The organism is Pseudomonas sp. KH_050, from assembly GCF_057838875.1.
The window spans coordinates 5,545,701-5,564,562 of sequence record NZ_CM174478.1 but is presented as its reverse complement, the minus strand read 5'-3'; the positions used below and the strand labels follow the sequence as shown (position 1 = coordinate 5,564,562).

At 60.7% G+C, this 18,862-nt stretch carries 13 protein-coding genes; 8 read left to right on the top strand and 5 right to left on the bottom strand.

The window, feature by feature from the left end; translation table 11 throughout:
* The first annotated feature begins 31 nt into the window (after positions 1-31).
* The 6 genes from lepA (at position 32) to pdxJ (ending at position 6,100) form a co-directional block, all read left to right on the top strand.
* Entirely contained in the window at positions 32-1,831 is a 1,800-nt protein-coding gene (gene lepA, locus AC3IUA_RS25560) for a translation elongation factor 4 (RefSeq protein ID WP_489357621.1), read from the top strand.
* Between the two features lie 5 nt (positions 1,832-1,836).
* A complete protein-coding gene (gene lepB / locus AC3IUA_RS25555; RefSeq protein ID WP_489357620.1) occupies positions 1,837-2,691 on the top strand; it encodes a signal peptidase I in 855 nt (284 codons plus the stop codon).
* Positions 2,692-2,919: 228 nt separating this feature from the next.
* Complete coding sequence (rnc, locus tag AC3IUA_RS25550; RefSeq protein ID WP_489357619.1) at positions 2,920-3,609, top strand: ribonuclease III; 690 nt, start codon at positions 2,920-2,922, stop codon at positions 3,607-3,609.
* On the top strand, positions 3,602-4,504 hold the full coding sequence (era, locus tag AC3IUA_RS25545) for a GTPase Era (RefSeq protein WP_489357618.1): 903 nt from the start codon (positions 3,602-3,604) through the stop codon (positions 4,502-4,504). The genes rnc and era overlap by 8 nt, the downstream gene beginning before the upstream one ends.
* 110 nt (positions 4,505-4,614) lie before the next feature.
* Positions 4,615-5,304, top strand: coding sequence for a DNA repair protein RecO (gene recO / locus AC3IUA_RS25540; RefSeq protein WP_489357617.1), 690 nt, complete (start codon positions 4,615-4,617; stop codon positions 5,302-5,304).
* A gap of 49 nt (positions 5,305-5,353) precedes the next feature.
* The gene (pdxJ, locus tag AC3IUA_RS25535; RefSeq protein WP_489357616.1) at positions 5,354-6,100 is read left to right on the top strand and encodes a pyridoxine 5'-phosphate synthase; all 747 of its coding nucleotides are present in this window, start codon (positions 5,354-5,356) and stop codon (positions 6,098-6,100) included.
* A gap of 120 nt (positions 6,101-6,220) precedes the next feature.
* Here pdxJ and mltF read toward each other — a convergent pair whose 3' ends face one another.
* The gene (mltF, locus tag AC3IUA_RS25530; RefSeq protein ID WP_489357615.1) at positions 6,221-7,681 is read right to left on the bottom strand and encodes a membrane-bound lytic murein transglycosylase MltF; all 1,461 of its coding nucleotides are present in this window, start codon (positions 7,679-7,681) and stop codon (positions 6,221-6,223) included.
* Between the two features lie 286 nt (positions 7,682-7,967).
* Here mltF and purL point away from each other — a divergent pair, with 286 nt between their 5' ends.
* Positions 7,968-11,864: a phosphoribosylformylglycinamidine synthase gene (gene purL / locus AC3IUA_RS25525; RefSeq protein WP_489357614.1), complete on the top strand. Its 3,897-nt coding sequence runs from the start codon at positions 7,968-7,970 to the stop codon at positions 11,862-11,864.
* A 4-nt stretch (positions 11,865-11,868) separates the two neighbouring features.
* Positions 11,869-12,180, top strand: a complete 312-nt coding sequence (locus AC3IUA_RS25520; RefSeq protein WP_489357613.1) for an NGG1p interacting factor NIF3 — start codon at positions 11,869-11,871, stop codon at positions 12,178-12,180.
* A gap of 113 nt (positions 12,181-12,293) precedes the next feature.
* Here the strand turns inward: AC3IUA_RS25520 and nagE are convergent, their stop codons facing one another.
* The 4 genes from nagE to nagA all read right to left on the bottom strand — a co-directional run bounded on the left by nagE (position 12,294) and on the right by nagA (position 18,849).
* Entirely contained in the window at positions 12,294-14,018 is a 1,725-nt protein-coding gene (gene nagE, locus AC3IUA_RS25515) for an N-acetylglucosamine-specific PTS transporter subunit IIBC (protein WP_489357612.1), read from the bottom strand.
* A 29-nt stretch (positions 14,019-14,047) separates the two neighbouring features.
* Entirely contained in the window at positions 14,048-16,564 is a 2,517-nt protein-coding gene (gene ptsP, locus AC3IUA_RS25510) for a phosphoenolpyruvate--protein phosphotransferase (protein ID WP_489357611.1), read from the bottom strand.
* Between the two features lie 175 nt (positions 16,565-16,739).
* The gene (locus AC3IUA_RS25505) at positions 16,740-17,762 is read right to left on the bottom strand and encodes an SIS domain-containing protein (protein WP_489357610.1); all 1,023 of its coding nucleotides are present in this window, start codon (positions 17,760-17,762) and stop codon (positions 16,740-16,742) included.
* Entirely contained in the window at positions 17,743-18,849 is a 1,107-nt protein-coding gene (gene nagA, locus AC3IUA_RS25500; protein ID WP_489357609.1) for an N-acetylglucosamine-6-phosphate deacetylase, read from the bottom strand. Before nagA ends, AC3IUA_RS25505 begins: the two co-directional genes overlap by 20 nt.
* Positions 18,850-18,862: the final 13 nt, after the last annotated feature.

The window sequence follows — 18,862 nt, the reverse complement described above, 5'->3', positions numbered from 1 at the left end:
CTATGCCTGCAGCCTTTTTGAGTGTTGATCCGTGAGTGATTTGAGTCATATCCGCAATTTCTCCATCATCGCCCACATTGACCATGGCAAGTCGACTCTGGCCGATCGCTTCATCCAGATGTGCGGCGGCCTGGCCGAGCGCGAAATGGAAGCCCAGGTGCTGGACTCCATGGACCTCGAGCGTGAGCGCGGGATCACCATCAAGGCCCACAGCGTCACCCTGTATTACACCGCCAGAGATGGCATCAAGTACCAGCTGAACTTCATTGACACCCCGGGCCACGTCGACTTTACCTATGAAGTCAGCCGGTCGCTGGCGGCCTGTGAAGGTGCGTTGCTGGTGGTCGATGCCGGGCAGGGCGTGGAAGCGCAATCGGTTGCCAACTGCTACACCGCGATCGAGCAGGGCCTTGAGGTCATGCCGGTACTGAACAAGATTGACCTGCCTCAGGCCGATCCAGAGCGCGTCAAAGAAGAAATCGAAAAAATCATCGGCATCGATGCCACCGATGCGGTCGAGTGCAGTGCCAAGACCGGTCTGGGCGTCGACGAAGTGCTCGAGCGTCTGGTTCACACCATTCCTGCGCCAACCGGCAACATCGAAGATCCGCTGCAAGCATTGATCATCGACTCCTGGTTCGACAACTACCTGGGCGTTGTTTCCCTGGTTCGCGTGCGCCACGGTCGTGTGAAGAAAGGCGACAAGATTCTGGTCAAGTCCACCGGCAAGATCCACCTGGTGGACAGCGTCGGTGTGTTCAACCCGAAGCACACCGCCACCGTTGATCTGAAGGCCGGCGAAGTGGGCTTCATCATCGCCGGCATCAAGGACATTCACGGTGCGCCGGTGGGTGACACCCTGACCTTGAGCTCCACGCCGGACGTCGACGTGCTGCCAGGCTTCAAACGCATCCAGCCGCAGGTCTACGCCGGTCTGTTCCCGGTCAGCTCCGACGACTTCGAAGATTTCCGTGAAGCCCTGCAAAAGCTCACGCTCAACGACTCGTCCCTGCAGTACACCCCGGAAAGCTCCGACGCCCTGGGCTTCGGCTTCCGTTGCGGGTTCCTCGGCATGCTGCACATGGAAATCATCCAGGAGCGCCTGGAGCGCGAGTACGACCTGGACCTGATCACCACGGCGCCGACGGTTATTTTCGAGCTGTTGCTGAAAACCGGTGAAACGATTTACGTCGATAACCCGTCGAAGCTGCCGGATCTGTCGGCGATCGAGGACATGCGCGAGCCGATCGTGCGGGCCAATATTCTTGTGCCGCAAGAGCACCTGGGCAACGTCATTACCCTGTGTATCGAAAAGCGTGGCGTGCAGCACGACATGCTGTTCCTCGGCACCCAGGTCCAGGTGAGCTACGATCTGCCGATGAACGAAGTGGTCCTGGACTTCTTCGACCGTCTGAAGTCCACCAGCCGTGGCTATGCTTCGCTGGATTACCATTTCGATCGTTATCAATCAGCTAATCTGGTGAAGCTGGATGTGTTGATCAACGGAGACAAAGTCGACGCCCTGGCGCTGATCGTGCACAAGGACAACGCGCACTACAAAGGTCGCCAGTTGACCGAGAAAATGAAAGAACTGATTCCACGTCAGATGTTCGACGTCGCAATCCAGGCCGCCATAGGCGGGCAGATTATTGCGCGGACCTCCGTCAAGGCACTCAGAAAGAACGTATTGGCCAAATGCTACGGCGGTGACGTTAGCCGTAAGCGCAAGCTGTTGGAAAAGCAGAAGGCCGGTAAAAAACGCATGAAGCAGGTCGGTAACGTGGAAATTCCACAAGAAGCCTTCCTTGCAGTGCTCAGGTTGGATAGTTAGGTCCTATGTCGCTAAATTTCCCGCTGTTGCTGGTCATCGCCGTGTTCGTCTGCGGCCTGTTGGCGTTGCTCGATCTGGTTTTCCTGGCGCCGCGTCGGCGTGCCGCCATTGCCTCCTATCAGGGCAGCGTCAGCCAGCCTGACGGGGTGGTGGTCGAGAAACTGAACAAAGAGCCGCTGCTGGTCGAATACGGCAAGTCATTCTTCCCGGTGTTGTTCATCGTGCTGGTGCTGCGTTCGTTCCTGGTGGAACCGTTCCAGATTCCTTCGGGCTCGATGAAACCGACCCTGGATGTTGGCGACTTCATTCTGGTGAACAAGTTTTCTTACGGGATCCGCCTGCCGGTGATCGACAAGAAAGTCATCGAAGTCGGTGAACCACAGCGTGGCGATGTGATGGTGTTCCGCTATCCGAGCGATCCGAATGTCAACTACATCAAGCGTGTAGTCGGCTTGCCGGGTGACCAGATTCGCTACACCAGCGACAAGCGGTTGTTCGTCAACGGCCAGTCGGTCGCTGAGCAGATGGTCGGTTCCGAGCCGGGTACGCTGGGCAGTGCCGAGCTTTACAAGGAAAAACTCGGCGTTGCCGAGCACCTGATCCGCAAGGAAATGAGCCGCTACCGTTCGCCGCCGGACCGTCAGTGGGTCGTGCCCGCCGGGCATTACTTCATGATGGGCGACAACCGCGACAACTCGAACGACAGTCGCTACTGGGATGACCCAAGTATTCCCAAGGATCTGCTAGGCATGGTTCCCGACAAGAACATTGTCGGCAAGGCCTTTGCAGTCTGGATGAGCTGGCCCGAACCAAAACTCAGCCACCTGCCGAATTTCTCGCGGGTTGGCCTGATCAAGTAATCAAACACGGCGCTGTTGAACACAGCGCCGAATGCTTTTCTGGGTCTTGTAGAATGCTTCATGGCAGCGGTTTCACCGCCGTCAGTGAGTTTTGCAGGGATATCGCCAAAAGCATGCAGTCAATGATATTCAGGATGTGGATTTGAACACAGCGTTAATTGTCGAGGGCCGTCGGTGCCTCGCCCCTATGGTGGTGAAATTCGACCACGAACTCAGCGTGGGTAAACCGTGAGCGTCTCTTTAAGCCGTCTCGAGCGTCAGCTCGGCTATACCTTCAAAGACCAGGAACTGATGGTCCTGGCCCTGACTCACCGCAGTTTTGCCGGGCGCAACAATGAACGCCTGGAATTCCTCGGAGATGCCATTCTCAACTTCGTCGCCGGGGAAGCCTTGTTCGATCGCTTTCCGCTCGCTCGCGAAGGCCAGCTGTCGCGTTTGCGTGCACGACTGGTGAAAGGCGAGACCCTGGCCGTACTGGCCCGCGGTTTCGATCTGGGCGAGTACCTGCGCCTGGGTTCCGGCGAGTTGAAGAGCGGCGGTTTTCGTCGTGAATCGATCCTCGCGGATGCCCTGGAAGCCTTGATCGGAGCCATTTATCTCGATGCTGGCATGGAGATGGCGCGTGAGCGCGTGCTGGCCTGGCTGGCGTCCGAGTTCGAAGGCCTGACGCTGGTCGACACCAACAAAGATCCAAAGACTCGTCTGCAAGAATTCCTGCAGTCGCGTGCCTGTGACCTGCCGCGTTACGAAGTGGTGGATATCCAGGGTGAGCCGCATTGCCGGACGTTCTTCGTCGAATGCGAAATCACCTTACTGAACGAAAAAAGCCGAGGTCAGGGTGTGAGTCGTCGTATTGCCGAACAGGTAGCGGCGGCTGCAGCACTGATTGCCCTGGGCGTGGAGAATGGCCATGACTGATTCAACTGCAACTCGCTGTGGCTATGTCGCCATTGTCGGCCGCCCCAACGTGGGCAAATCCACGCTGCTGAACCATATTCTCGGGCAGAAGCTGGCGATCACTTCGCGCAAGCCGCAGACCACCCGCCACAACATGCTCGGGATCAAGACCGAAGGCGATGTGCAGGCGATCTACGTCGACACCCCCGGCATGCACAAAGGCGGCGAGAAAGCGCTCAATCGTTACATGAACAAGACCGCTTCGGCGGCGTTGAAAGACGTCGACGTGGTGATCTTCGTGGTCGACCGCACCAAGTGGACCGACGAAGACCAGATGGTCCTCGAGCGCGTCCAGTACGTGACCGGCCCGCTGATCGTGGCGCTGAACAAGACCGACCGCATCGAAGACAAGTCCGAGCTGATGCCGCACCTGACCTGGTTGCAGGAACAGCTGCCGAACGCGCAGATCATGCCGATCTCTGCCCAGCACGGGCACAACCTCGACACGCTGGAGCGCGTAATCGCCCAGCACTTGCCGGAAAACGATCACTTCTTCCCGGAAGACCAGATTACCGACCGCAGCAGCCGCTTCCTCGCTGCGGAGCTGGTGCGCGAGAAAATCATGCGCCAGATGGGCGCTGAGCTGCCATACCAGATCACCGTGGAAATCGAAGAGTTCAAGCAGCAGGGGAAAACCTTGCACATCCATGCGCTGATCCTCGTCGAACGTGATGGCCAGAAGAAAATCATCATTGGTGAGAAGGGCGAGCGGATCAAACGCATCGGCACCGAGGCGCGCAAGGATATGGAGCTGCTGTTCGACTCCAAAATCATGCTTAACCTGTGGGTCAAGGTCAAAGGCGGCTGGTCCGACGACGAACGCGCCCTGCGTTCGCTGGGCTATGGCGACCTGTAAAAGATCCAAAGATCAAAAGATCAAAAGATCGCAGCCTTCGGCAGCTCCTACGGGGGCTGGTGTAGGCTGCGATCTTTTTTGCAATCCCCGACAGGGACATAAAAAACATCATGTCGACCACCGCGCCTACCGCCCAGCCCGCCTTTGTACTGCACAGCCGGGCCTACCGGGAAAACAGCGCGCTGGTGGACTTCCTCACGCCTCAAGGGCGGCTGCGGGCGGTATTGCGCAGTGCGCGGGGCAAGGCCGGGACTCTGGCGCGACCGTTCGTTTCGCTGGAAGTCGAATTCCGTGGTCGCGGCGAGCTGAAAAATGTCGGGCGGATGGAAAGTGCTGGCGTTTCCAATTGGCTCAACGGTGAGGCGCTGTTCAGCGGCCTTTATCTCAACGAACTGCTGATTCGCCTGTTGCCTGCCGAAGATCCGCACCCGGCGGTTTTCGATCACTACGCCGCGACGCTGCTGGCCCTGGCCGAAGGCCGCCCGCTCGAGCCATTGCTGCGGGCGTTCGAATGGCGACTGCTGGATGATCTCGGCTACGGCTTCGCACTGGACAGCGACCTGCACGGCGAGCCCATCGCGGCGGATGGTTTGTATCGCCTGCAGGTCGACGCCGGGCTTGAGCGGGTCTACCTGCTGCAGCCAGGCCTGTTCAACGGCACCGAGTTGTTGGCCATGGCTGAAGCTGACTGGACGGCCCCCGGCGCGCTCTCCGCCGCCAAGCGGCTGATGCGCCAGGCATTGGCCGTGCACCTGGGTGGCCGGCCATTGGTCAGCCGCGAGTTGTTTCGCAAGCCTTGATCAACCCGTATGCTGTGCGCCGAACCCTCAATTTCTCAGGAGCGCTTCCGTGACCACCAGCAATCGCATTCTTCTTGGCGTGAACATCGACCACGTAGCCACCCTGCGTCAGGCCCGGGGCACTCGTTACCCTGATCCGGTCAAGGCCGCGCTGGATGCGGAAGAGGCGGGCGCCGACGGGATTACCGTGCATCTGCGCGAAGACCGCCGACACATCCAGGAGCGTGATGTGCTGCTGCTCAAGGACGTGCTGCAAACCCGCATGAACTTCGAAATGGGCGTCACCGAAGAAATGATGGCGTTCGCCGAGCGCATCCGTCCGGCCCATATCTGCCTGGTCCCGGAAACCCGTCAGGAACTGACCACTGAAGGCGGTCTCGACGTCGCCGGGCAGGAAGCCCGGATCAAGGCCGCGGTGGAGCGCCTGGCTAAAATCGGTTGTGAGGTGTCGCTGTTCATCGACGCCGATGAGCGGCAGATCGAAGCGTCCAGAAGGGTCGGCGCGCCGGCGATTGAACTGCATACCGGCCGTTACGCCGATGCCCAGACCCCAAGTGAAGTCGCTGAAGAGTTGCAGCGGGTGGCGGATGGCGTGGCCTGCGGTCTGGCCCAGGGCCTGATCGTCAACGCCGGCCACGGTCTGCATTACCACAACGTCGAAGCGGTCGCGGCGATCAAAGGCATCAATGAATTGAACATCGGCCATGCGCTGGTGGCTCATGCGCTGTTCGTCGGCTTCAAGTCGGCGGTGGGGGAGATGAAGGCGTTGATTCTGGCGGCTGCGGCAAAAGCCTAAGATCAAAAAATCGCAGGCTTCGCCAGCTCCTGCGCCGACCGATTGCACCCGTAAATTGCGGGTGTATGCAAATCCTGTAGGAGCTGGCGCAGGCTGCGATCTTTTTGCAGGCACCACGATTTAAAGCGGCGGGGTTTCCAGGTTCGGCTTGGTCTTGTCCACGCCAGGTACATGCAGGCTGCCCTCGGCCACCTGATTGCCTTCCAGCTGCGGCTGCGTCACCCAGGTCAGGATGTCGTAGTAACGGCGGATGTTGGCGACAAAGTGCACCGGTTCGCCGCCGCGGGCATAACCATAACGAGTCTTGCTGTACCACTGCTTCTGCGACAGGCGCGGCAGCATCTTCTTCACGTCGAGCCACTTGTTCGGATTCAGGCCTTCCTTCTTGGCCATGATTCGCGCGTCATCGAGATGGCCGCCGCCGACATTGTAGGCTGCCAGCGCAAACCAGGTGCGATCCGGTTCCGCGATCTTGTCGTCCAGCTGATCCTTTATGTAGACCAGGTACTTGGCGCCACCCTTGATGCTCTGCCGGGCGTCCAGGCGATTGGCCACGCCCATGGCCTGGGCGGTGTTCTGGGTCAGCATCATCATGCCGCGAACGCCGGTCTTGGAGGTGACAGTGGCTTGCCACAACGATTCCTGGTAACCGATGGCGGCCAGCAGGCGCCAGTCGACTTGCTCTTCCTTGGCCGAGGCCTTGAAGTGCTTCTCGTACTTGGGCAGGCGTTGCTGCAAATGCTGGGCGAAGGTGTAGGCGCCGACATAGCCGAGTACATCCACATGACCGTAGTAGCGGTCTTTCAAACGTTGCAAGGTGTCGTTCTTTTGCACCTTGTCGAGAAATTCGTTGATCTCGTTGAGCAGGCTGTTGTCTTCGCCGGCGGCCACCGCCCAACTCTGTTTGTTTGCCTCGCCGAGGTCGAAGGCGACCCGCACATTGGGGAAGTAGACCTGGTTCATCGCCAGTTCGTTGGAATCGACCAGCGTCAGGTCAATCTGGCCTTCATCGACCATGCGCAGCAGGTCGACCACTTCAACGTCGTCGGACTCTTCGTACTGAATGCCAGGATATTTCAGTTTCAGCGCCGCTAGCTGCTCGGCGTGGCTGCTGCCCTTGAGCACCATGATCTGCTTGCCCACCAGAGCGGCCGGGTTGGTCGGGCGTGGCTGGCCGTTGCGGTAGATGATCTGTGGCGTGACTTCCAGGTAGGTATGGGAAAACCTGACTTGTTGCTTGCGTTTCTCGCTGCTGACCAGACCGGCAGCAGCCAGCACCGGGCCGTTGAGTTTGCCTAACTGACCGTAAAGGTCGTCAAGGTTATCGGCGGTTTCGATTTTCAGTTCGACCCCCAGATCGTCGGCGAAACGTTTCACCAGCTCGTATTCGAAGCCGGTTTCGCCATTGCGATCCTGGAAGTAGGTGGCGGGACTGTTACGGGTGACCACCCGCAGTACGCCGTCCTCCTTTACGCGCTCGAGTGTGCTGGGTTTATCAACACAGGCACCAAGCATCAGGAAGAGTCCGGTTGCGATGAGCCATTTGGCACAGCGCGGACGGAAAGCCATTTGGGAAAACATTTGCGCAGTATACGCAAAGGACCACGAGCGCCATATCTCGACAGCGAAGAGCAGGTCTGCTAGCAACTGGAAAACCGGGCTGAAGGCCTCAAGAACAGGCTATTGGGCATTAAGGAGAGGAGAAAAATAACCCCTCGCACCCGCCTTGATGACCAACAGTTATAGGTGTTGGAGCACTGGCCGACGTCCGGCGCAAGCCCGGTGTACCGTTTCGGGTGCTGTAACGGGCGGTTTAGGCTAGAATGCACGGCCTCAAAGCACACCCCTTCCCGAGGCTGTCCCGAAGATGTTGATCCTGCGCGGCGCTCCTGCCCTTTCTGCCTTTCGCCACAGCAAACTCCTTGAGCAACTGAGCCAGAAGGTCCCGGCTGTCAGCGGCCTGTATGCTGAATTCGCTCACTTCGCCGAAGTTACCGGCGTCCTGACCGGCGACGAACAGCAGGTGCTCGCGCGCCTTCTGAAGTACGGCCCCAGTGTTCCGGTACAAGAACCGACCGGTCGTCTGTTCCTGGTGTTGCCGCGTTTCGGCACCATCTCGCCGTGGTCCAGTAAAGCGAGCGACATTGCCCGCAACTGCGGCCTGAGCAAGATCCAGCGTCTGGAGCGCGGTATCGCGTTCTACGTTGCCGGCCAGTTCAGCGACGCTGAAGCGCAGCTGATTTCCGATGCCTTGCACGACCGCATGACCCAGATCGTCCTCGGCAACCTCGAACAAGCTGCCGGCCTGTTCAGCCACGCCGAGCCCAAGCCGCTGACCGCGATCGACGTGCTGGGCGGCGGCCGCGCCGCGCTGGAAACAGCCAACACCGAGCTGGGCCTGGCCCTGGCGGAAGACGAGATCGACTATCTGGTCAACGCCTTCGTTGGTTTGAAGCGCAACCCGCACGACATCGAACTGATGATGTTCGCCCAGGCGAACTCCGAGCACTGCCGTCACAAGATCTTCAACGCCAGTTGGGATATCGACGGTCAGAGCCAGGAAAAAAGCCTGTTTGGCATGATCAAGAACACCTACGTGATGCACAGCGAAGGCGTGCTGTCGGCTTACAAGGACAACGCTTCGGTGATCGTCGGTAACGTCGCCGGCCGTTTCTTCCCGGACCCTGAAACCCGCCAGTACGGTGCGGTGCAGGAACCGGTGCACATCCTGATGAAAGTCGAGACTCATAACCACCCGACCGCGATTGCCCCGTTCCCGGGCGCATCCACCGGTTCCGGTGGCGAGATCCGCGACGAAGGTGCAACCGGTCGCGGTGCCAAGCCAAAGGCCGGCCTGACCGGTTTCACCGTGTCCAACCTGCAAATCCCAGGCTTTGAACAGCCGTGGGAAGTGCCGTACGGCAAGCCTGAGCGGATCGTTACCGCGCTGGACATCATGATCGAAGGCCCACTGGGTGGCGCCGCGTTCAACAACGAATTCGGTCGTCCGGCCCTGACCGGTTACTTCCGCACCTTCGAACAGTCGATCACCACCCCGCGTGGCGATGAAGTTCGCGGTTACCACAAGCCGATCATGCTGGCCGGCGGTATGGGCAACATCCGTGCCGAACACGTGCAGAAAGGCGAGATCACTGTTGGCTCCAAGCTTATCGTGCTCGGCGGCCCGGCGATGCTGATCGGCCTGGGTGGCGGCGCTGCTTCCTCCATGGCCACCGGCACCAGCTCGGCAGACCTGGATTTCGCTTCGGTTCAGCGCGAAAACCCGGAAATGGAACGGCGCTGCCAGGAAGTCATCGACCGTTGCTGGCAGTTGGGTGAACACAACCCGATCAGCTTCATCCATGATGTGGGCGCGGGCGGTCTGTCCAACGCCTTCCCGGAGTTGGTCAACGACGGCAACCGTGGTGGTCGCTTCGAGCTGCGCAATATTCCAAACGACGAGCCGGGCATGGCCCCGCACGAAATCTGGAGTAACGAATCCCAGGAACGCTACGTTCTGGCCGTGGGACCTGCGGACTTCGAGCGCTTCCAGGCGATCTGCGAGCGCGAGCGCTGCCCATTCGCGGTCGTCGGTGAAGCCACTGCCGAGCCGCAACTGACCGTTACCGATAGCCACTTCGGCAACAGCCCGGTGGACATGCCGCTGGAGGTGCTGCTGGGCAAAGCTCCGCGCATGCACCGTTCGGCCGTTCGCGAAAACGAACTGGGCGACGACTTCGATCCGTCGACGCTGGACATCGCCGAGAGTGTCGAGCGTGTTCTGCATCACCCGGCCGTGGCCAGCAAAAGCTTCCTGATCACCATCGGCGACCGCACCATCACCGGCCTCGTGGCCCGTGATCAGATGGTCGGCCCATGGCAGGTGCCGGTGGCCGACGTTGCTGTCACCGCGACCAGCTTCGACGTCTATACCGGTGAAGCCATGGCGATGGGCGAGCGTACCCCGCTGGCACTGCTGGACGCTCCGGCGTCGGGCCGCATGGCCATCGGCGAAACCCTGACCAACATCGCGGCTTCGCGCATCAACAAGATCTCCGACATCAAACTGTCGGCCAACTGGATGTCCGCTGCCGGTCACCCAGGTGAAGACGCCCGTCTGTACGACACCGTGAAAGCGGTCGGCATGGAGTTGTGCCCTGAGCTGGGCATCACCATTCCGGTGGGCAAGGACTCGATGTCCATGGCCACCCGCTGGAACGACGAAGGCGTCGACAAGAGCGTGACTTCGCCGCTGTCCCTGATTGTGACCGGTTTTGCGCCAGTGGCTGACATCCGTCAGACCCTGACCCCGGTACTGCGCATGGACAAGGGCACCACCGACCTGATCCTGATCGACCTGGGCCGTGGCCAGAACCGCATGGGCGCCTCGATCCTGGCCCAGGTTAACGGCAAGCTCGGCAAGCAGGCTCCGGACGTCGATGACGCCGAAGACCTGAAAGCCTTCTTCGCAGTGATCCAGGGCCTCAACGCCGACGGTCACTTGCTGGCTTACCACGACCGTTCCGACGGTGGCCTGCTGACCAGCACCGTGGAAATGGCCTTCGCCGGCCATTGCGGTCTGGCCCTGAACCTCGACGGTCTGGCGGAAACGTCGGCCGACATCGCCGCAATCCTGTTCAACGAAGAACTCGGTGCGGTGATCCAGGTTCGCCAGGACGCTACCCCGGATATCCTCGCGCAGTTCAGCGCTGCCGGCCTGGGCGATTGCGTGTCGGTGATCGGTCAGCCGCTCAACAATGGCGAAATCAGCATCACCTTCAACGGCGAAACCGTTTTCGAAGGTCAGCGTCGTCTGCTGCAGCGTCAGTGGGCTGAAACCAGCTACCAGATCCAGCGTCTGCGCGACAACGTGGAGTGTGCCGAGCAAGAGTTCGACGTGCTGCTGGAAGAAGACAACCCGGGTCTGAGCGTCAAGCTCAGCTACGACGTGAACCAGGACGTCGCCGCACCGTACATCAAGAAAGGCATTCGTCCTCAGGTGGCGGTTCTGCGCGAGCAGGGAGTCAACGGTCAGGTGGAAATGGCCGCGGCGTTCGACCGTGCCGGCTTCAATGCAATCGACGTGCACATGAGCGACATCCTCGCCGGTCGCGTCGACCTGAACGAGTTCAAAGGTCTGGTCGCTTGCGGTGGTTTCTCCTACGGCGACGTACTGGGTGCCGGTGAAGGCTGGGCCAAGTCGGCACTGTTCAACAGCCGCGCTCGCGATGCGTTCCAGGGTTTCTTCGAACGTACTGACAGCTTCACCCTGGGTGTGTGCAACGGTTGCCAAATGATGTCCAACCTGCACGAGCTGATTCCGGGTAGCGAGTTCTGGCCGCACTTCGTGCGTAACCGTTCCGAGCAGTTCGAAGCCCGTGTGGCGATGGTTCAGGTGCAGGAGTCGAATTCGATTTTCCTGCAGGGCATGGCCGGTTCGCGCATGCCGATCGCTATCGCTCACGGTGAAGGTCATGCCGAGTTCGCCAGCGAAGAAGCGTTGCTGGAAGCTGATCTGTCGGGTTGCGTGGCGATGCGCTTCGTCGACAACCATGGCAAGGTCACCGAAACCTACCCGGCCAACCCGAACGGCTCGCCGCGCGGGATCACCGGGCTGACCAGCCGCGACGGTCGCGTGACCATCATGATGCCGCACCCGGAGCGGGTGTTCCGCGCGGTGCAGAACTCTTGGCGTTCGGAAGACTGGAACGAAGACGCGCCATGGATGCGTATGTTCCGTAATGCGCGAGTGTGGGTGAACTAAGGCCGTGTACAAGCTCAGCTTCTTTGTGCCAGCGAGCCATGTCGAAGTGGTCAAAAACGCCGTATTCGCCGCCGGTGGCGGGCGGATTGGCGCTTATGATCACTGCGCTTGGCAGGTACTGGGCCAGGGCCAGTTTCGCCCGCTGGACGGCAGCCAGCCGTTTCTCGGGCAAACCGGTCTGGTCGAGCAGGTAGAGGAGTGGAAGGTTGAGCTGGTAGTGGCCGACGAGTTGATCCGCTCGGTGGTGATGGCGCTCAAGCAGAGCCATCCCTATGAGACGCCGGCTTACGAAGTGTGGCGGCTGGAAGATTTCTGATCTTCATTGCTGCTGGAATGAGAAACCCGCTGACCTTTACCGGTCAGCGGGTTTTTTGTTGGGCGCTGGAATTTTCGGTACTGCCAAGGCCAATTCTGACAGGCAATGAAGATCTAAACCTTCGTGCTCACCTCACTTCGATTCACCAAAGCTTCCAGCGCAGCATTCAAGCTCGAAGCCTTTTCGCCCACCAGTAGATGCCAGATTCCGCCCTCAAGCTGGCTGACACCCAGGCATCCCAACTCCTTGAGCTGACCTTCGGACAGCGCCTTGTCGTTATCCAGCTGTACCCGCAGCCGGGTCATCGCCACGCAATTGAGTTGCAACACATTGCCACTGCCGCCGAAGGCGCTCAGCCATTTTTGCGCCTCTTGTGCCGGAATCATCAGCGGTTTCTGGATGACTTCAACGACGGTTTGCGGGCTGGAAGAAACTGCAACAAACTGGTTGGCGTAGGGCAGGGCCAGGCGAATTTCATCGGCAATGCTGTCCGCCAATGGCCCGACCACCACCTGCAAACTCCCGCCCTTGCCCGGACGAACCACGGCCATGGCGCCGAGGGCCTTCAGGTCGGCATCCGAAGCCTTGTTGCGATCAACCATGTCCAAACGCAGGCGAGTGGTGCATGCCCCGACAGTGATCAAATTCTGCGCACCACCCAGCGCCTTGATATACGCCCCGGCCCGCTCGTTCTCCGCGACCACGGTTTTCTCGCCAGTCGGAACATCTTCGCGCCCCGGCGTCTTCAGGTTGAAGCGGCGAATACAGAAATCAAACACCAGGTAGTAAATCACCGCATAAACCAGCCCTACCGGGAACACCAGCCAACCATTGGTGGACTTGCCCCACGCCAGGATCATATCGATGAAGCCGCCGGAGAAGGTAAAGCCCAGGTGAATGTTCAGCGCATTGGTGATGGCCAACGACAGGCCGGTCAACAGCGCGTGCAGCACAAAGAGCAATGGCGCGAGGAACATGAAGGCGAATTCGACCGGTTCGGTCACGCCGGTGAGGAATGAGGTCAGGGCCATCGACAGGAAGATCCCGCCCATGACTTTACGGCGCTCCGGCAGGGCGTTGCGGTACATCGCCAGGCACGCGGCCGGCAGGCCGAAGAGCATCATCGGGAACATGCCGGTGGTGAACTGGCCGCCCCTGGGGTCGCCGGCAAAGTAGCGCGCTATATCTCCAGTCACCAGTGCGCCCGTGGTCGGGTCGGTGAAGTTGCCGAAGACGAACCACGCCATGTTGTTGAGGATGTGGTGCAGGCCGGTGACGATCAGCAGGCGGTTGAGTACGCCGAAGATGAAGGCACCGTAGCTGCCGCTTTCCAGCATCAATGCGCCGAAGCTGTTGATGCCGTGCTGGATCGGCGGCCAGATCAAGCCGAACACCACGCCCAGGCCAATGGCGGCGAACCCGGTGACAATCGGCACGAAGCGCCGACCGCCGAAGAACGCCAGGTATTCTGGCAGCTTGATGTCCATGAAGCGGTTGTACAGCGCGCCGGCCATCAAGCCGCTGATGATCCCGGCGAGCATGCCCATGTTGATGCTCGCGTCGAGCACCTTGAGGGTGGAGACCATCACCAGGTAGCCAATGACGCCGGCGAGGCCCGCGGTGCCGTTGTTGTCCTTGGCGAAACCGACGGCGATGCCGATGGCGAAAATCATCGCCAGGTTGGCGAAGATTACCTGCCCGGCGTCGTGAATGATCGCGATATTCAACAGGTCAGTGTCGCCCAATCGCAGCAACAGACCGGCGATCGGCAGGATCGCGATCGGCAGCATCAGCGCCCGGCCAAGGCGCTGCAGGCCTTCGATGAAGTATTGGTACATGGCGGATCTCCCTGGATTCTTGTTGTTGTTCAGCTCAGAGGCCATTGCTGGTGACAGGCGTGACGCACAGCGGCGGCGCTGCTCAGGTTGAGCAGGTTCTGGCTGATGCGTCGGCATTGGACAGCGTCCAGGTGACGGACGCGGTCCTTGATTTCACCGATCTGGACCGGGCTGACTGACAACTCGCTGACCCCCAGACCGATCAGTACTGGCGTGGCCAGCGGATCGGAGGCGAGTGCGCCACAGACGCCAACCCAACGCTGATGTTTGGCGGCACCGGCGCAGGTCTGGGCGATCAGCCGCAGCAGCGCTGGGTGCATGGCGTCCACTCGCGAGGCAAGGCCGGCGTGGTCGCGGTCCATGGCCAGGGTGTATTGGGACAAATCGTTGGTGCCGATGGACAGGAAGTCCGCGTGTTCGGCCAGTTGCTCGGCCAGCAGTGCGGCCGCCGGGACTTCGATCATCACGCCGAGCTCTGGGAGTTGGGTCAAGCCGAGTTCGTTGCACAAGACGTCGAGGCGCTGGCGGATGTGCAGCAACTCTTCGACTTCGGTGACCATCGGCAGCAGGATCCGGCAGCGCGACAGGGGACTGACGTGCAGCAGGGCTCGCAGTTGTTGATCGAGCAATTGCGGTCGTACCTGGGCCAGGCGAATGCCGCGCAAGCCGAGTACCGGGTTGGCTTCCACTGGCAGTGGCAGATAGTCGAGCTGCTTGTCGCCGCCGACGTCAATGGTGCGGATGATCACCGACTTGTCGCCCATGGCGTCGAGCACCCCTTGATAGGCGATGCGTTGCTCCTGCTCGTCCGGCGCCGTTTGGCGATCAACGAACAGAAACTCGGTGCGTAGCAGTCCGACGCCATCGGCGCCGTTGGCCAAGGCATCGGCCGCTTCGGTACTGGAGGCGACGTTGGCCGCAACTTCGATCCTTAATCCATCAAGGGTGTGCGCCGGGGTGTGAGCCTGAGCCTGTTGTTGGGCTCGGCGTTGTTGCTGCTCTATTTGTGCCTGACGCACCTCGGCCAAGCGCTCGGCATTCGGCATAAGTTCGAGACGACCGCCGTCGGCATCCAGCACCACCGCTTGGCCTTGTCCCTGATCCAGCAGCGTCGACCCCAGCGCAACCATGCACGGCAGGCCTTTGCCCCGCGCCAGAATTGCCACGTGGGAAGTTGCACCACCTTCGGCCATGCACAACCCGGCCACACCTTGCTGGCTCAGTTGCAGCAAATCGGACGGGGTCAGCTCATGGGCGGCGACGATGGCGCCGGCCGGCACCTCGTAGTGCCAGGTTTCACCGAGCAAGGCGCGCAGTACTCGTTGCTTGAGGTCGCGCAGGTCGTTGGCGCGTTCGGCCAGCAACGGGCTGCCGAGTTGCTGGAGGATGTCGCACTGCACATCGATCGACTGGCTCCAGGCGTGGGTCGCGGCCATGCCCTGGTCGATGGACTGGTTGGCCGCGTCCAGCAATGCCGGGTCTTCGAGCAGCGCGAGGTGCGCAGCGAAGATCGCCTCTTCGTCGGAGTTCTGGTGCTTTTTGGCCTGAGCCAGGGTGCTGTCGATTTCGCTGCGGACTCGGGTCAGTGCGGTGTCGAGGGCGTGGAGTTGTTGCTCTGGATCATGCTTGCCTGGGTCCACCGCAAGGCTGATCGCGTTCAAACGAAACAACGGCCCACCGACCAGGCCTGGAGCCGCGCAGACACCGTGCAACACACCTGCCTCGGCGGCACGACCGCGCTGGGCAGTCGGTGTTGGCGCCGCGGCGTGGCTGTCTTCGGCCAGTGCTGTGGACAGCGCAGCCAACAAGGCTTGCAACGCCGCTTCAGCGTCCGGGCCCTGGCAGCTGACCTGAACCTCGTCCTGCTCGCCGACGGCCAAACCCATCAACCCGATCAAGCTGTTACAGGTCGCCGATTTGCCAGCGAACCGCAGCTCGGATTTGCACTTGAAACCTTGAGCTGTGTGACGAATCAGCGCTGCCGGCCGGGCATGTAACCCGCCGCGATGGGCGATGCGAACATGTCCATGAATTTCCTTCCCCGAAAGGTCCTCTTCCGCCTGCGCACCAGACACGTCCCGACGAATGATGTGGAGCAGCGGCTCGCCGACTTTCACTGATTTCAGGGCGATCGGTCGCGCCTGAAAGTCCTGGCTGTTGGTCAGGATCATCAGGCTGACCAGGCTTTTGCACTGCTGCGCGACCTTGTCCAGCTCATAACGCAGCAGCGGCTGGCCATTGCTGACTCGCGCTCCTTCCTTGACCAGCATCGAGAAGCCTTCGCCCTGCAACTCGACGGTGTCGAGGCCCAGGTGCAGCAGCAATTCGGCGCCGTTATCGGCGCGCAAACTAATCGCGTGGCCGGTGCGGGCGACGTGCATCACCACACCGGCGCACGGTGCGTGGAGGGTGTCATTCAGCGGGTCGATGGCGATCCCGTCGCCCATAGCGCCGCTGGCAAACACCGGGTCCGGGACCTTGGCGAGTGTGAGCACCGGGCCGCTGAGCGGGGCGTTGAGGGTCAGCTCTTTATTATTGTTGTGCATGGCTCGGTCTCGTTTATAAAAACTACGGTTCGGATCAACTCGCCCCCTGTAGGAGCTGCCGAAGGCTGCGACCTTTTGATCTTGTATTTGAAAATCAAAGTCAAAAGATCGCAGCCTTCGGCAGCGCCTACGGGGTTATTCACCCGCCATCAAAGATGTGCAGATACCTATCGGCTTAGTGCGTGCGGGTCACTTTGCTCAAATGGCGTGGCTGGTCCGGGTCCATGCCACGAGCGAGGGCCAAACCGGCGGCCATGACGTAGAAGCTCTGGATTGCCAGAATCGGGTCGAGGGCCGGGTGCTCGGCGCGAGTCAGAGTGAGGTCACGCTCGGTGACGTCATCCGGAGCGGCCAGCAATACCCGGGCACCGCGTTGGCGCATGTCAGCAGCCAGGCTCAGCAAACCGGCCTGCTCGGCACCGCGCGGGGCGAAGATCAGCAGTGGGTAGTTCTCGTCGATCAACGCCATCGGCCCGTGACGGACTTCGGCACTGCTAAAGGCTTCGGCCTGGATCGCCGAGGTTTCCTTGAACTTGAGGGCGGCTTCCTGGGCAATCGCGAAACCGGCGCCCCGACCGATGACCATCAAGCGTTGGCAATCGCGCAGGGCATCGATGGCCAGGCTCCAGTCCTGTTTCGCCGCTTCGCGCAGGCCTTCGGGCAGGGCTTTTCCTGCTTCCAGCAATTCCACATCTTGTTTCCAATGGGCGACCAGACGAGCGCTGGCGGTGAGGGTGGCGATAAAACTCTTGGTCGCGGCGACGCTGCTTTCGGTGCCGGCGCACAGCGGCAGGCTGAATTCACACGCCGCTTCCAGCGGCGAGCTCTCGGCATTGACCATGGAAATGCTCAGTGCGCCACGCTTGCGCAGCAGGCGCAGGCTGTTCACCAGGTCCGGGCTTTGTCCCGATTGCGAGAAGGCAAACGCTACCTGGCCGCTAACCTTCAACGGTGCTTGCTGCATGGTCACTACCGACATCGGCAATGAAGCCACTGGAATCCCCAGTTGTTGCATGGTCAAGTACGCAAAGTAGCTCGCCGCATGGTCGGAGCTGCCGCGAGCGACGGTCATCGCCACTTGTGGCGGCTGACGGCGCAGGCGCCCGGCAATCTCGATCATCTGCGGGTCCAGTTGCTGCAATTGGGCTTGCACGGCTTCGAACGAGGACAGTGCCTCTTCAAGCATTTTTGAAGTCAATGTCTTCTCCTTCGACCATGACGGCGGTCAGTGTGAGTGAGCGATCCAGCCGCACGCAGTCGGCCCAGCTGCCGGGTTGCAGGCGGCCGCGATCGGGAATGCCGAGGTAGTCGGCGGGAAATTGCGAAAGTCGTTGCGAGGCCTCGCTGATGGGCAAGCCGATTTTCACCAGATTGCGCAGCGCCTGATCCATGGTCAGGGTGCTGCCGGCCAGGGTGCCGTCGGCCAGGCGCACACCGCCCAGGCATTTGGTCACGGTGTGGCTGCCGAGCTTGTATTCGCCATCGGGCATGCCAGCGGCAGCGGTGGAGTCGGTGACGCAATACAGGCAGGGAATCGAACGCAGCGCCACGCGGACCGCCCCGGGATGCACGTGGAGCAAGTCAGGAATCAGTTCGGCGTATTGGGCATGGGCCAGGGCTGCGCCGACGATGCCGGGCTCGCGGTGATGCAGCGAACTCATGGCGTTGTACAGGTGGGTGAAACTGCTGGCGCCGGCTTCCAGCGCGGCAACGCCCTCTTCATAGCTGCCCAGGGTATGGCCAATTTGCATGCGCACCCCACGAGCGCTGAGCGTACGAATCAAACCGTCGTGGCCGGCGATTTCCGGAGCGATGGTGATCACCCGGATCGGTGCCAGGCGCAGGTATTCTTCAACCTCCGCCATCAGCGCGGTATGGGCGAAGTTCGGCTGCGCACCGAGCTTTCCGGGATTGATGTACGGCCCTTCGAGATGGACTCCGAGGACTCGGGCACTGCCTTTGCCGCGTTGTTCGCAGAAGCCGCCGAGCGCCGCGAGGACGCTGGAAATGTCCTCGGGCGGTGCAGTCATGGTGGTCGCGAGCATCGAGGTCGTACCAAAGCGCACATGGGTGCGGGTAATGGTTTCGAAGGCGGGCAGGCCTTCCATGATGTCTTTGCCGCCGCCGCCATGCACATGCAGGTCGATAAATCCCGGCAGCAGGTAGGGCAGGTCATTGTCCGCCGGATCGCAGGGGCTGCCTTCGATGCTGACGACCTTGCCGTCCCGATGAGTCAGGCGACCGCGAACCCAACCCTGGGCGGTGAGAATGTTGTCTTCGGACATAAATAGCTCTCAG

Coding starts and splice junctions, on each gene's coding strand:
- lepB (WP_489357620.1), top strand. CDS start 1,837: ATGTCGCTAAATTTCCCGCTGTTGCTGGTCATCGCCGTGTTCGTCTGC.
- era (WP_489357618.1), top strand. CDS start 3,602: ATGACTGATTCAACTGCAACTCGCTGTGGCTATGTCGCCATTGTCGGC.
- recO (WP_489357617.1), top strand. CDS start 4,615: ATGTCGACCACCGCGCCTACCGCCCAGCCCGCCTTTGTACTGCACAGC.
- mltF (WP_489357615.1), bottom strand. CDS start 7,681: ATGTTTTCCCAAATGGCTTTCCGTCCGCGCTGTGCCAAATGGCTCATC.
- purL (WP_489357614.1), top strand. CDS start 7,968: ATGTTGATCCTGCGCGGCGCTCCTGCCCTTTCTGCCTTTCGCCACAGC.
- nagE (WP_489357612.1), bottom strand. CDS start 14,018: ATGTACCAATACTTCATCGAAGGCCTGCAGCGCCTTGGCCGGGCGCTG.
- ptsP (WP_489357611.1), bottom strand. CDS start 16,564: ATGCACAACAATAATAAAGAGCTGACCCTCAACGCCCCGCTCAGCGGC.
- nagA (WP_489357609.1), bottom strand. CDS start 18,849: ATGTCCGAAGACAACATTCTCACCGCCCAGGGTTGGGTTCGCGGTCGC.